7 protein-coding genes are annotated in these 14,055 nt (G+C 59.1%); 2 read left to right on the top strand and 5 right to left on the bottom strand.

From position 1 onward, the window contains the following. Positions 1–52 precede the first annotated feature (52 nt). From V1290_RS13830 to V1290_RS13850, 5 genes are all read right to left on the bottom strand, one after another. Positions 53–1,717 carry a pyrroloquinoline quinone-dependent dehydrogenase gene (locus V1290_RS13830; RefSeq protein WP_334364923.1) on the bottom strand — a complete coding sequence of 555 codons (1,665 nt, stop codon included), beginning with the start codon at positions 1,715–1,717 and terminating at the stop codon, positions 53–55. 94 nt (positions 1,718–1,811) lie between these two features. Then, on the bottom strand, positions 1,812–3,149 hold the full coding sequence (locus tag V1290_RS13835) for an adenylate/guanylate cyclase domain-containing protein (protein ID WP_334364924.1): 1,338 nt from the start codon (positions 3,147–3,149) through the stop codon (positions 1,812–1,814). A gap of 335 nt (positions 3,150–3,484) precedes the next feature. Then, a complete protein-coding gene (locus tag V1290_RS13840; protein ID WP_334369289.1) occupies positions 3,485–3,940 on the bottom strand; it encodes a hypothetical protein in 456 nt (151 codons plus the stop codon). Beyond that, positions 3,850–4,461 carry an MBL fold metallo-hydrolase gene (locus V1290_RS13845; RefSeq protein WP_334364925.1) on the bottom strand — a complete coding sequence of 204 codons (612 nt, stop codon included), beginning with the start codon at positions 4,459–4,461 and terminating at the stop codon, positions 3,850–3,852. The genes V1290_RS13840 and V1290_RS13845 overlap by 91 nt, the downstream gene beginning before the upstream one ends. A 1,240-nt stretch (positions 4,462–5,701) precedes the next feature. Continuing rightward, positions 5,702–6,673 (bottom strand): Bug family tripartite tricarboxylate transporter substrate binding protein, encoded by a 972-nt coding sequence (locus tag V1290_RS13850; RefSeq protein WP_442895059.1) that lies wholly within the window; start codon positions 6,671–6,673, stop codon positions 5,702–5,704. A gap of 1,542 nt (positions 6,674–8,215) precedes the next feature. Here V1290_RS13850 and V1290_RS13855 point away from each other — a divergent pair. Together V1290_RS13855 and V1290_RS13860 are read left to right on the top strand one after the other, a co-directional pair. Continuing rightward, positions 8,216–9,973, top strand: a complete 1,758-nt coding sequence (locus V1290_RS13855; protein WP_334364927.1) for an adenylate/guanylate cyclase domain-containing protein — start codon at positions 8,216–8,218, stop codon at positions 9,971–9,973. 145 nt (positions 9,974–10,118) lie between these two features. After that, positions 10,119–14,054, top strand: coding sequence for an AMP-binding protein (locus V1290_RS13860; protein WP_334364928.1), 3,936 nt, complete (start codon positions 10,119–10,121; stop codon positions 14,052–14,054). Position 14,055 lies beyond the last annotated feature (1 nt).

Below are 14,055 nucleotides of genomic sequence, written 5' to 3' on the forward strand. Positions count from 1 at the left end.
CGCGACGAAAGCGCGAGAGGGGCGGCTGCCCAGCCGCCCCTTGTTTAGTTCGCTATTTCGGCAGCTTGAACGCGATAAGGGTCGAAGCCGCAGGCATCTTCTCGAGTTGAGGGAACAGCGCGGGAAGCAGGATTGCAGCGTAGGAGCCCCACCCGCTTGGCACCAAAATGTACTGCTCGCCAGCGACGGCGTAGCTGATGATGCCGCTGCGCATTCCCGATCCGGTATTGAAGCTCCACAGCACCTTTCCGGTATCGGCATCGAAGGCCCGCAGAATGCCGGTCGGGTCGCCGTTGAACACGAGCCCACCGCCGGTGGTCAGGACGCTGGCGAAGCCAGGGACATCCATCTCATACGTCCATTTGCGCTCGCCGGTAAATGGATCACGTGCATCGAGCCGGCCGGGCTTGCGCCCATCGGGTGCCATCACCAGCCGTCCAAAATCGCTGGCGCCGATATGACCGGTGCCGTAATCCATGGGATCGTCCTTCTGGGCCACCGGTTTGAGGTAGCCGCAGAAATCCAGCACGTTGTTGTACCAAAGTCCGGTGTTGGGGTTGTAGGCGCCGGCATTCCAGCTACGTCCACCGAAGGTGGACGGACAGATCAGCGTCTCCTTATTCATCGGCAGTTCGACGCGGCCGATCAACTCGCCGGTCTTCTTGTCGATGTCTTTGACGAAGTTTTTGAGATCGCTGACTGGCCAAATGTTCTCGATGCTTCCATCATTCTTGTTCAGCACGAAAACGTAGCCGCTCTTGTTCATGTGGACGATCAAGTCCTTGCCGTCCTTCTTGAACAGGAGCACCTCATACGCCGAATCATAGTCCCATACGTCTTGCTTAATCTCCTGCCGGTACCATTTCAGATTGCCGGTCTTGGGATCGAGAGCGACAATCGAATCGGTGTAGAGGTTGTCACCCTGCCGGTCCTCATTGATGAAATCCTTTCCCGGATTGCCAGTACCGTAAAAGACCGTGTTCGTCTCCGCATCGTAGGTGCCCGGCATCCAGGCACCGCCACCGCCGTATTTGCCGCTCGTGCCAGGCCAACTCTTCGGGTCGTCTTTGATGGTGTTGAACTCCCAGACCTTCTTGCCGCTTTTGGCTTCGACACCGAAGATTTTCCCTTGCGTCGCCAATTCGCCTGCAGTCGATCCGAAAGTCAGCATATCGCCAGCAACGACGGGCGGCGAAGTGAAATTGCAACCGTGGCAGTTCGCAAAATCGGTCAACTGGACTTGCCATATCTCCTTGCCCGTTTTCTGATCGAGGGCAATGCCGCGCCCATCCACTGTTCCGATAAAGACCTTGCCGTCGCCGACCGCGACGCCACGGCTATACGGTGAGAACAACACCTTCTTGGTGAGCGGATCGAGCTTCGGCTGATAGTTCCAGACCTCCTGCCCGGTCTTCGCGTCCAGCGCCGCCACCCGGTTCCCAGAGGTTATCGAATAGATCACGCCGTCTATCGCCAAAGGCGTCTCTTGGATGCCCATGGTGATATCGCCGCCCTGAGCGATCCATGCCACAGAAAGTTTGCTGACGTTGTCTTTGTTGATTTGATCGAGCGGGCTGTAACGCCACGCGTTGCTGGTCCGATTGTATTGCGGCCAATTGTTGGGGTCTTCGGTGCCCCGGCTCTCAGCGAGGGCGACTGTTGCGGTGCTGAGCAAGCAAGTCAGACCCAAACTTGCCGCTAAAATCAATCTACCCATTGTCATTCCTCCCTCTGATGGTTTCGATGCCTCCCCTCTGATGGTTTCGATGTTCCACTTTCGCCGCGGCTTCCGCCTGGATGCCGCAAACCTTTCAGTTCGCTGCACGGAATAGGCGCCACTCATTGGGCACACCTTTAAGCGTATAAGTGCCGTATTCCTCCAGGACCAAGCCGGAGCCAGCCACTAGATCGCGCACCGTCTGCGAGACCAGCACTTCGCTTGGAGGCGCGATGGAGGCAACGCGCGCCCCGGTGTGCACTGCAATTCCAGCAATGTCGTTACCTACGAGCTCGCATTCACCAGTATGAACGCCGCACCGTACTTCGAGATGAAGCGAGCGTACCGTATCGCGGATGGCACTGGCGCAGCGCACCGCTCGCGCCGGCCCGTCGAAGGTGGCGAGCAAGCCGTCACCTGATGTGTTGATTTCACGCCCGCGGTACTGCTGCAGGACCTCACGCACCCTGGCATAAAACGTCTCAAGCAACTCCCGCCAGGAGTTGTCGCCAAGTGTCGCCGCCAGTGCTGTCGAACCTGCGATATCCACAAACAGCACGGTTGCGAGCACCCGCTCCGGTTCGTGAGCATGGCGTCTGCCTGTCAGAAACTGTTCGACCTCATCAAGAATCGAATCTTGATCGCCAAACCAAGCCATATGATCCTCGCCTGGAAGCTCGACTAGCTTTGCACCTGGGATACGCTGCGCCATGTAGCGTGCATGCTCCACGTCGATCACGCGCTCTGCGGTACGGTGTAGAACAAGCGTCGGCACGCGGGTCGCGGGCAAGATATGGCGCACGTCGATCTCACGGTTCATTTTCATGATAGCCGCCGCCGCGCCAGGACTTGCCGATGCCCTGAAATATGAAGCCAAGCCCTCCGCGGCGCGAGGGTCACTGGCAATGCTGGGCGCCCACATCGTGACGCTTATTCCTTGCGGGGTCCCCCAATAGTGTTCGATGTTGTCAAGCACATTGTTCCACGTCGCGTCCTTCCAGCCAAACGGATAATCGGTCGACCAGGAACGCTTGGCGTAAGCGCCGTACAGAACGAGAGCCGAGGTTCGTTCCGGATAGGTGGCGGCATACAGCAAGGACATCGGGCCGCCCTCGGAAATGCCAAACAGCGCCGCACGCTCGGACCCGACTTCGTTCAAGATGCTCTGCACATCGTGCATACGTTGTTCGAGCGTGAAAATCTGAGAGCTTCGATCGGACATTCCAGTGCCGCGTTTGTCGAAAATGATGACGCGACAGAACGAGGCGAGACGCCGAAAGAATCTGCTTCGATTCGGCGACTGCCACATGGCCTCGATGTTCGATACGAAGCCCGGCACGAAAATCAGATCAAGCGAGCCCTCGCCAAACACTTGATAGGCGATGTATACGTCATCGCTCTTGACGTAGTGGGTTGAGGGAACCTCAGCCATTGCTCCTGTCCTTGACAGGCTACGCCGTGCTCGTCTCTCCGACGATGCAATGCTATCACATACAGCAAGGCAGAGAGTGAGACACAGGGGCGCATCCCTTTGGAGCCGGATGGTCGGCCTCCTTGGTCTATCGAGCATGTCTGGTACGGGTCAAACAGCGAAGAACTCACATCGAGCAAAACGCGTCCGCATTACCCCCTCTAAGCGGACGCGAACGCACACATCCCACATCTCGGCTTTGGGCCATTCTCGGAAATCGTCCTTTCCAAGACTCCGATCCTAGACAGCACTTCGACGAAAACGGTCATACGTGAACGGCCATATGATCGCCGACCTCAGAGGTCCCAACGCCAATGCTCAGGTATCCAACGGTAGGCGGAGCCGTCGCGCGCCACGTTGCCCACGCCTGGGAAGGGCAGGTGATAAGCCAGCAATAGGATACGGTCGGCCGTCGCCTGATCGAGCAGCCGCCGCCGCGCCACTACAGCCTGGTCCATATCGCCGTCGTAGCTCGGTTTCCAGTCAGGATGGGCGAAGCTGATAAGCTGGTTCGTGATGGCATCGCCAATGACCAAGGCCTGCTCACCGTTTGAGGCAATCAGAATGGACATGTGCCCGGGCGTGTGACCGCGGCTCTCAACCGTTCCAATTCCCGGCACGATTTCGGCGCCGGGCTTGATCCGCGTCGTTCGGTCGGTGATCAGTCTGAAGGCGGCCTGCGTGCCCGGATCATGCCGCGCCAGCGTTCCGGGAAGGAGCCGTGGCGTTCTGGATCGCTCCAGAAGTCCCATTCCATATCCGAAAGGACATACCGCGCGCTTGGAAAATGCATCGTGCCGGTCTTGGCATCCACCGCACCCCACAGATGGTCGGGATGGGCGTGCGTGAGGACGATGAGGTCGATGGCGTTCGGCTCGATGCCGGCGGCCTGAAGACTGGCGGCGAGACGGCCCGTAGTGGGTTGCGGAGAGCCGCCGCGTCCGGAGTCGATCAGCACGCGCCGATCGCCGGTGTTCACGAGAACGACATTCATCTGGGCGCGGACGGTGTCGGTACCGAGATGGTTCGCCTTCACGAACTCCTTCAACTCCGCTTCCGCGAGGTTGGTAGCGAGCATTGCGCTGGGCAATGTGAAGAAGCCGTCGTTGAGCACGGTAACTTCAAAAGCGCCAACCTCTAATCGGTACATGCCGGGGTTCTGGGCTTGCGGCTTGGACGCGGCGGTCTCGGCCTTTGCGATTTTCGGGGCCAGCACGGCGCCGCTGAGGGCGAAGGTGCTGTTGCGGAGGGCCTGACGTCTCGTGATAAGCATGGTCTTCCTCCCTGCTTTGGGAATGCCGGTGCCCGGCCAGCCGGAGGTCGCGCCAGGTACACCCGGCGAGCCGTATTCTACTCCTTCTCACCCTCACCAGTGAGGAAAATCCAGCCCGCGGCGTTGTGTCTGCCCTGGGCAGGCATTCCAGCGATCGTTCGTCAAAAAGATTCAATGTGCCTTGGCGCCCGAGAGAGTCCGCAGCGGGTCACAAGCGGCGGTCCGACCGCCCAGCTCGTCGGGTCCGCTTCTCCTTCGAAAGCGGCCCTTGCGGCCGCTAATAGGCAGTTCGGCTAAGGGTTCGGACTTTGGCACCGGCAATTGCGATGTCAGTTTTACACTCAAAAGCTGACGTTGAATTCGGCAAACGCGGCCGGTAGCCACGCGTACCAGCGATAAGCACCGGCATGCGAAATCATACGGGTCCGTCAAACATAAACGCTGGTTTGCTTTTTAAGCGTCTACCGCCCAAAATCATTCACGAGTGAGGAGTAAACACTTGCGCGCCTGAAGACCTCAACCTTCTCAAGGTCTGGGCGAGCGCAGATAGATGTTGAATCGACGTCCGAATTACCATTTGAGTTTGTATGGGGGAGCGCGAGGGGAGCGGACAGAAAAGCTATGGGAGACCTCGCGCACAAACTGGTTCGTTCCCACGCCACGAAGAGCGTTCTGCCGCGCGCAATTCAACTAGCCATCGCGGTTGGCCGGCGGAGGACCAGTCCCATAACAAACCGAAAGATGCGACGCCACTTCTTGTCGGCACGAGCAGGCCCAACTGGGCGATCTCATGCTCAATGAGGGAAAGGACGAACTCGTCGTTGATCGAACACGACATCATTTGATAGGGCTCCGGACCTACCGTCCAAGTCTTGGCACCTATCACAACGGGCGATTCGGATTCCGCACGTCTGTTCTCGCGGCGCTAATGATAAGGCGCAAAACGTTATCTGAGTGGTGCTGATCAGTTCCAGTGATTGCCGAAACAACGTCTTGGTCAGCGCATGTCATGCGTGACGCTACCGTCTTGCTAAGGAAGTGATGATCAATCGAGATCAACGAACTGCTTTTCCGCTGTCGGGCAATCGGTCGAGCCATTAGGAGTTGTTCCGTTTTTAGCACCAAATGTGGAAACGGGAAGACAACCGACAATCAGTTTGCGAACTGATTTCCGCCCGCCGGCAGGTATGCTGTGTGTGCGTAAAATAGCCTCTACACGGCGCAGCGCGGCAGCTGCTGCTCATTCCCGCTTCATGTTAGCCGCCAAAATCACCCTGCTCCACTTTCTGACCTCGTCGGAGATCAGTTTGGCGAAGTCGGCAGGCGACCCGCCAAGAGCCGTGCCGCCGAGGTTGGCAAGCCGGGCTTGGAGTTTCGGATCGGCGATGCTGACGTTGACTTCCTTGTTCAGTTTTTCGATGACTTCCTCCGGCGTGCGCTTCGGACCGCCAATCCCGTACCATGCACTTGCCTCGTAACCGGGCAAGGTTTCGCCCAGAGCTGGAATGTCCGGCAATATTGGCGAGCGCGCCACCGTCGTTATTGCCAGGGCACGGAAACTGCCGGCCCTGACGTATTCGATCGATGAGAGGAGCGGGCCAAAATAGACCTGCGCCTCGCCGGTGAGAAGAGCGGGAAATACCTGCGCGCCGCGATAAGGCACGTGAAAGAGATCGACGCCGGCCACGATTTTAAACATTTCGCCGGCCATGTGGGGCAGAGATCCGATCCCTGCTGACGCCATATTGACCTTGCCGGGATTGGCTTTCGCGTAGGCGATGAACTCCGCGACCGTCTTGGCGGGAATCGACGGGTGGACCTCCATGACCAAGGGCACACGCACGATACCTGCGATCGGCGCGATATCACGGATGAAGTCGAAGTTGAGCTTGAGCAGGGTCGCATTTATCGCATTTGCTGCGGTAACCAACAGCAGCGCGTAGCCGTCCGGGGATGCCCGCACGACTGCCTCAGTGGCGATGTTGCCGGTAGCGCCACTGCGATTCTCGATGACAAATGACTGTCCAAGTCGCTCCGACAGCGATTGACCGATCAATCGCGCGACGATGTCAGGTGCACCGCCGGCGCCAAAGCCTTCGAGCAGGTGCACCGGTCGCGTCGGGTAGCTCTGCGCGCTTGCGAATCGGGATAATGTCGGAAGCGTGGCAGCGGCCGCTGCCAGATGCAGGAACTGACGGCGGGGAACTTGCATGGCGGACCTCCACAAGCTGCTGGCATGCGGAGCCCCTGCGGAGCCGCACGGGAGCCCGCAAACACAGACGTCGGTTTGATTTCGATGCGCGCCTGCCGACGGCATGAGCGCTGCGGCTAAGATAAAAGGGACTTCGGCACGTCCCGCTCGGCAGCTCAAGATCAGGCTACCTCAGTTGCAGGTCTGGTGGAAGGCATGAATTGAGAGACATCTTGCACCGCGAGAGTCAGCAACTAGGCCCAACGGCGACGTTGGACCAGGTCGCCTAGAGTCCGAGATGTGCCCCATAACAAACGTCCATCCCGAACAGCCAGGCCGCCGACTTAACATTCTCTAATGGTGCGGAGACTGCGACGAACGTCGTTTATTGAGCGTCCGCTGCCACCAACGTTTGATTGTCTCTTCAAGCTTCGGGATGATTCACAGTCCAAAGAACCTTCAGAATCAAGGATAGATCATTGGTGCTACCATTTCGCCAACTCGCTCTGCTGAGGATCAAATGAGAACCGTCCAAACTTGGCCAGCGGCGACGGACGGATGGAACGGTCCCCTCCAACTTACGGCAGATCGTGTCGATTGCTGGTTCGTTTCACTGGCGGCCTTCCGATGGTGAAAGTCTCGCGGTCGCGATCCTCTCGAAAGACGAGAGAAAGCGTGCGGCAGGCTTCTACTTCGAGCGTCAAAGGCAATGCTACATAACGCAGTCACGCGGCTTTGCGTCTTTTGCTCGGACGTTATGTGATGACCGCGCCGGACGCCATCGCAATCGTCGCCGATACCTACGCCCGACCGATGCTGGCGGCACGTGCCGGGGACCTGACTTGGACGCGCAAGAAGGCTCTCCTGAAGCACTCGGTTTGGGATTGTCGTTTCCCCTCGACGCCTTTTGCACCGGTCGCCAGGACCGTCCACGATTGACGCAAGTCGGAGGTGCTGTCTGGTCCGATTGGACGATCGCCGACCTTGCGCCCGTGCCGAGGTACAAGGCCGCGATGGTTGTACGTCAACCGAATGTGGCGCTGCACTGTCGGGAAGTCAGTTGGCCGTGACTGCTTGCGCGACGCGGAGACACGGCCAACGATTATTGCACCCCCCGAAATCGCTCGGTGGCGCGAAGAACGAGAATTAGGTTTCGGCGTCCGAAGAGTAGTGACTGGCGTGGTTTTTGGAGCTCCATTGTACACACGACAGAACGAGAGCGTGGCGATCCACCTTAGCCCGGAGGGAAGTGCCCTCTCTGAGATCACCGTGGGATCTACTGCGACCGACCGGCACACAGCGCGGTAAGGTCATGAGGTTGGCCCGGCGCCGACGATACAATAACACTGTAGGTTTGTCCCGGCGAACGTCTTGGTGTGCTGGGTCGCGCGCACCTTTGTTTGCGACGCTCCAAGCGCCGCAGCTTCGGTCAAACTTTTTGAGCTTGACGAATATTATCCACCACTTCACCTTTCACCTCGACCCCTTTGCAGAGTGTCCGAGTACTGGTGGCACAGTAGCCGCATTTATCGTACAAAGTATAGCACGAAGGGTTTGCACGCGATGGTGCCAGACCAGCCAAACAGGGTCGAACGCAGATTATCGGCGATATTGGCCGCAGACGTGGCCGGCTACTCGCGGCTCATGCACGATGACGAAGAGGCAACCCACGCGCGTTTCACCGCGCTCCTCGCGGGCGCTATCATGCCGGCAATCGCGGAACACGGCGGCCGCATTGTCAAGAACACTGGCGACGGGTTCCTGGCCGAGTTTGCGAGCGCTGTCGAGGCGGTTCGAGCTGCGACGCAGTTCCAGACCCAAATTCACGAGCTTTCAAGCAGCGATGCAGAAGACGGGCGCCTCGTTTTTCGGGTGGGCATTAACATCGGCGACGTGATCGTCGAGCCGCATGACATTTTTGGGGATGACGTCAACATAGCGGCACGGCTGGAAAGCATTGCCGAACCCGGCGGCATCTGCATCTCGTCTTCCGCCTACGATCGGGTCCGCGGCAAAATCGCGAATGAGTTTGCCGATCTGGGCGAGCAGAATCTCAAGAATATCGCACGACCGGTGCACGTCTATCGCGTGCAGATTGAAGGAGCAACGAAGTCGGCGCCGCCACTGGCGCTCCCCGATAGGCCATCTATTGCGGTTCTACCTTTCCAGAACCTAAGCGGCGACTCGAAGCAGGACTATTTTGCCGATGGCATGGTCGAAGAGATTACCACGGCCCTTTCGCGTATTCGTCAGTTGTTTGTGATCGCGCGCAATTCGACCCTCGCCTACAAAGGCCGGACGGTGGATGTGAAGCAGATCAGTCGCGAACTTGGCGTGCGCTACGTCCTCGAAGGCAGCGTTCGAAGGGCGAAAAGTCATGTCCGCGTCACCGCGCAACTTATCGACGCAGGTGCCGGCCATAATGTGTGGGTTGAACGCTATGACCGGGAGTTCGCCGATGTCTTCGCGCTACAGGACGAGATCACTGAGCGGATAGCCGCATCGATAGAACCTCAACTCTATGTTGCCGAATACCTAAGGTCTAAGCGCAAATCTCCCGAAAGCCTGGATGCGTGGGAGTGCGCCATGCGGGCGCTCTCCTATGTCAACACTCGATCAATGCGCGATTATGCGGCCGCCCTTGAGCTGCTGAAGAAGGCAATCCAAATTGACGCCACGTATGCACTGCCTCACGCGCTAATCGCGTACTTCACCGCATTAGAGGCTTTGTACGGATGGATGCCGGAAGAAATTGCAATTCCGGCGGCGCGGAATGCTGCAGAAAAGGGTCTCCTTCTGGATACCGATGACCCATGGGTACATTTGGCGCTGGGTTATGTGCATCAGCAGAGTCGAAGGAGCGAAGATGCTGTCCAGGAGTATAGAAAGGCACTCTCGCTCAATCCGAACTTCGCCCTCGCCCACACCTATCTTGCGACGGCCCTATGCTATCTGGGACAAATTGATGAAGCATTGGCACACATCGCCACGTCTGAGCGCCTCAGCCCGCGTGGCCTGTTCCATGGAATCAATAGTCTTATGCGCGCTGTCGCGTACTTCTTTGCGGGAAAGCATAAGGAAGCGAGTGCGTTCGCCCGGAAGTCCATTCTAGAGAGTCCGGGCATCGTCACTGGCTATCGGCAACTCGTCGTGAACTGCGCTTTGGCGGGCGAGATCGACGAGGCGAGAGCGGCACTTCAGATCCTGAAAGGTCTTCAACCCGAACTCTCGTTAAAGTGGATAGAGGAATGGCTGCCGTACAGGCGCGAAAGAGATCGGCAAAAGTTTATTGAGGGCTTTCGTTTGGCTGGCCTCGAGTGAGTGCTGTGGATCGAGCATTGGGACCTATTTGAATTGAGTTAGTCGGCAACAATCTGCGATTGGTCTGAGTACGGGTGCCAACGAGCGCCACACTCCTTTGCCTGCGGTCAACGCATGGTAACGAGTTACAACCAAGGGGGCGGGCTTGTCGAAGGTCATCAAGCAATTGCGGAACGAACCGGCAGGCGAAAAGACCGGAAGCCGCGTCTTTTTGCATCTCGCCGATCTTCTCGAGCATTACGGGCGAATCGCGCCGGCCCGCAAGGCAATCCTGGCACCCGGCTACTCCCCCATAACATACGGCACGCTCCGGGGCCGAACGAACGAAATGGTTCGCGGATTGCGGAGCCTCGGCGTGCGTCGAAGTGACCGCGTAGCGGTGGTATTGCCGGACGGACCGGAGACCGTGGTGGCGATAATCGCGGTCGCAGCCAGTGCCGTGTGTGTGCCGCTTAACCCCGCCTTCACAGCCGACGAATTGCACCGTTACTTTGCCGATTTGCGAATAGCGGCTCTGTTAACGCGTGGCGATATAGGCTCCGCGAGCCGAGGCGTGGCACATGCCCTCGGCATACCGGTCATCGATCTATCGCGGGGCATGGACAAGGGGCCCGGCGGGCTCGGCCTTACAGGCCCGGCGACGCAGCGCGCCGGCGACTTCGATCCGGCGCGCCGCGACGATGACGCGTTTATTCTGGTGACGTCGGGCACTACGTCGCGGCCCAAGATGGTCCCGCTGACCCACGTGAGCGTCTGCCTGTCGGCCTATAACGTGGGCGTTGCTTTGGCGCTTGGACCTCGAGACCGATTGCTGAGCGTGCTGCCCCTGTTTCATGGGCACGGCCTAATCTCCGGAGTTCTAGCCTCGTTGGCGGCCGGATCGAGTGTCATCTGTGCACCCGCCTTCGATGCCGCGGCCTTTTTTAGTTGGCTAACGGAGTTTCGACCAAGCTGGTACACGGCGGTTCCGGCAATCCATCGAGCGGTGCTATCAGCGGCAGGTAGCCACAACGTCAGGACCCAGCGGTCTTCCCTACGTCTCATCCGCTCGGCCTCTTCGTCTCTGCCACTCGCCGTCCTCAGCGGGTTGGAGGATCTATTTGGTGTTCCCGTGATCGACACCTACGGCATGACGGAAGCAGCCACGCAGATTGCCGCGAACCCTTTGGGGCGACGAAAGCCAGGTTCCGTCGGCAAGCCCGCCGGCCCCGACGTCGCGATCATGGACGTCAACGGCCGACGCGTACCAACAGGCAAACGTGGAGAGATCGTGCTGCGGGGTCCTACGATCACGCGGGGGTACGACAATAATGCCGCAGCAACCGCATCGGCTTTTCGGGATGGCTGGTTCCGAACAGGCGACATTGGATACCTGGATCAGGAGGGATATCTTTTCATTGTCGGCCGGATCAAAGACGTCATTAATCGCGGAGGGCAGGAGGTCGCGCCCGCCGAGGTCGAAGAGACGTTGCTTAGGCATCCGGACGTCGTCGATGCCGTCGCTTTCTCGATCCCTCATAGGCGACTTGGCGCGGACGTCGCCGCCGCCGTTGTGCTGCGTCCGGACGCTAAGGTCAGCGAACACAAACTCCGAGCCTTCACCCGCGAACGCCTGGCTGGGTTCAAGGTGCCTGGTCTGATCCGGATTGTGCCGGAGATCCCGCGCGGCCCCGGCGGAAAGATCAAGCGAAGCGGAATCGCCGACGCGCTTTCAATGACTCCGCCAGTAGCGCAAGTGGAGCGCGGCGGGAAGGCGGCTCCGCCCCGTTCGGAATTGGAGCGGCAACTGGCCGAGACCTGGGGGGACCTCCTAGAGGTCGATCAGATCGATGTTGACCAGGACGTCTTCGCGCTTGGTGCGGATTCCCTCACGGTGACGCAGATGCTGTCGCGTCTGCGGACAAACTTTGGCATCAAACTTTCGTTTAAGGAAATCTTCGATGCGCCGACCGTTACGGCGTTGGCCGATCTGCTTCAATCATTTGAAAGGGAAGCCGCTGCCGGATCTATTGGCTTGGATGATACGCCGACGGACGCATGTAGCGGCTGCCTGTCATTCCAGCAGCAAAGAATTTACGTTCTGAGCGGGCTCGATCCGACAGGATATAACTACCACGTCGTCGACGTGGCCCGTCTGTCCGGGCCGCTCGATCTCGACGCCTTGGAGGCGAGCATCGGGATGATCTGCGAGCGCCACGAAGTGCTGAGATCTGTTTTCTTCGAACGGCAGGGCGAACCGATGCAAGCGGTGAGAGCAGCTCGGCCGCGCCTCGAACGCCTTGATCTCCGATCGTGCGCCGAGAGCGGAAGAGCCGTGTCGATTCAACGACAGGCACAGGAATTGCTGCGCCACCGTTTCGAAATCGAAAAGGAGCTGCCGCTGCGAGCCCAGCTACTGCAATTGGACGAGGATGACCATGCGTTGGCGATCAAGATTCATCACCTCGTCACGGATGGATGGTCGCAGCGGCTGTTCTGGGAAGAGCTTGAGGCGTTCTATGCGGCTGCCCTGAATGGGGCTTCCGCAAAACTGCCTGAGCTTCCCATCCAGTACCGGCATTTCGCTGAGTGGCAGCGAGCGTGGCTGCGGACGCGGGCTGCCGAGGAGCAGCTGGGCTACTGGCGTGCGCAGCTCGAAGGGCTGACCGAGCTACCCCTGCGAACAGACCGGTCGCGCCCACGAATGTGGACCGGGCGGGGCACCCGGCATCCAGTGGAGCTCTCGATCAGATTGTCGCGTCGTATCAAATCTCTGAGCCGCGCCCACGGCGCCACCCTGTTCATGACGCTGCTCGCGGCATTTCAGTGCCTTCTGTACCGGTATACGCAGCACGAAGATATCGCGGTCGGGTCATTGATCGCCAACCGCAACCAGATCCAGCTCGAACGGCTGATGGGGATGTTCGCGAATACGATCGTTTTGCGGACTGACCTAACGGGCAATCCTAGTTTTAGCGAGGTTCTGCGGCGCGTCCGCCAAGTGACACTCGACGCCTACCGAAACCAGGATCTCCCGATCGAGGAGATCCTGAAAGCCCTCCGAGTTTCGCGCAATACGGATCGAAACACTATGTTTCAGGTGATGTTCATTCTACAAAACGCGTCGCCCAGAGTTCCAAAACTCCCGGAACTTTCCGTGCAGTTTGTAGATGTGGACCCCGGCACTGCCCGTTTCGATTTGTTGCTCGAGTTGATTGATGCCGATGAGCGTCTGGCTGGTTGGCTTGAATACAGCACTGACCTCTTTGAGGCTCCAACTATCGCCCGAATGGCGGCGCATTTTCGGACACTGCTGGAGGCAATCGTCGCGAATCCCGAGGAGCGAATCTCGCGGCTGTCCCTGCTGTCGGAGGGAGAAAGCAAGCGGATCCTGATCGATTGGAATCAGACCCGGACCGAGTTCGGCCGCTTCCATACTTTTTTCGAACGGTTCGCGCGGCAGGCCAAGCGCACCCCAAGCGCCACGGCGGTCTCCACCACGCAGGTTCGGCTCAGCTATCGGGAGGTTGCCCGTCGAGCCTCGGCGATCGCCGATCGGCTCGCCCTGGAAGAAGTTGGGCCTGACGTCGTCGTCATTTTGCTCGTCGAACGAGACGTCGACTTCCTGGCGGCGATGATCGCGGTGCACCAGGCCGGCGGGGCGTTTCTTCCCTTGGATCCAGCGTTTCCCGCGGCTCGGCTGGCACAGATCGTCCAGCACAGCCGCGCACCGCTTGTTCTCGCGGGAGAAGACATCGCCATGACGCTCAAAGAGGCGTTATCCGGTATGCATGCCCAACGGCGCCCGCGCATCCTGAGCCTCGAACAACTAGCTCAGACCATGCCGCGTCGACCCGCCCGCCAGGTCCCGCCGGGGCCTTCGAGCTTGGCCTACGTCATCTACACATCGGGCTCCACGGGCGTTCCGAAAGGCGCCATGGTCGAGCAACGGGGCCTTTTCAACCACCTCTGTTCCCAGATTTTCGACCTCCAGCTGTCCGCCTCGGACGTGGTCGCCCAGACGGCGCCGCAGAGCTTTGTGATCGCCGTCTGGCAGTTCCTCGCACCTTTGATGATAGGGGGCGCGCGCCCACATCTGTGAC

The organism is Bradyrhizobium sp. AZCC 1578 (genome assembly GCF_036924675.1).
In the GTDB taxonomy this organism is placed as follows: domain Bacteria; phylum Pseudomonadota; class Alphaproteobacteria; order Rhizobiales; family Xanthobacteraceae; genus Bradyrhizobium.

Excerpts from the sequence above, each read along its gene's own strand:
- V1290_RS13855 (WP_334364927.1), top strand. The coding sequence starts at position 8,216 with ATGGTGCCAGACCAGCCAAACAGGGTCGAACGCAGATTATCGGCGATA.
- V1290_RS13830 (WP_334364923.1), bottom strand. The coding sequence starts at position 1,717 with ATGGGTAGATTGATTTTAGCGGCAAGTTTGGGTCTGACTTGCTTGCTC.
- V1290_RS13850 (WP_442895059.1), bottom strand. The coding sequence starts at position 6,673 with ATGCAAGTTCCCCGCCGTCAGTTCCTGCATCTGGCAGCGGCCGCTGCC.
- V1290_RS13845 (WP_334364925.1), bottom strand. The coding sequence starts at position 4,461 with ATGCTTATCACGAGACGTCAGGCCCTCCGCAACAGCACCTTCGCCCTC.
- V1290_RS13835 (WP_334364924.1), bottom strand. The coding sequence starts at position 3,149 with ATGGCTGAGGTTCCCTCAACCCACTACGTCAAGAGCGATGACGTATAC.
- V1290_RS13840 (WP_334369289.1), bottom strand. The coding sequence starts at position 3,940 with ATGGGACTTCTGGAGCGATCCAGAACGCCACGGCTCCTTCCCGGAACG.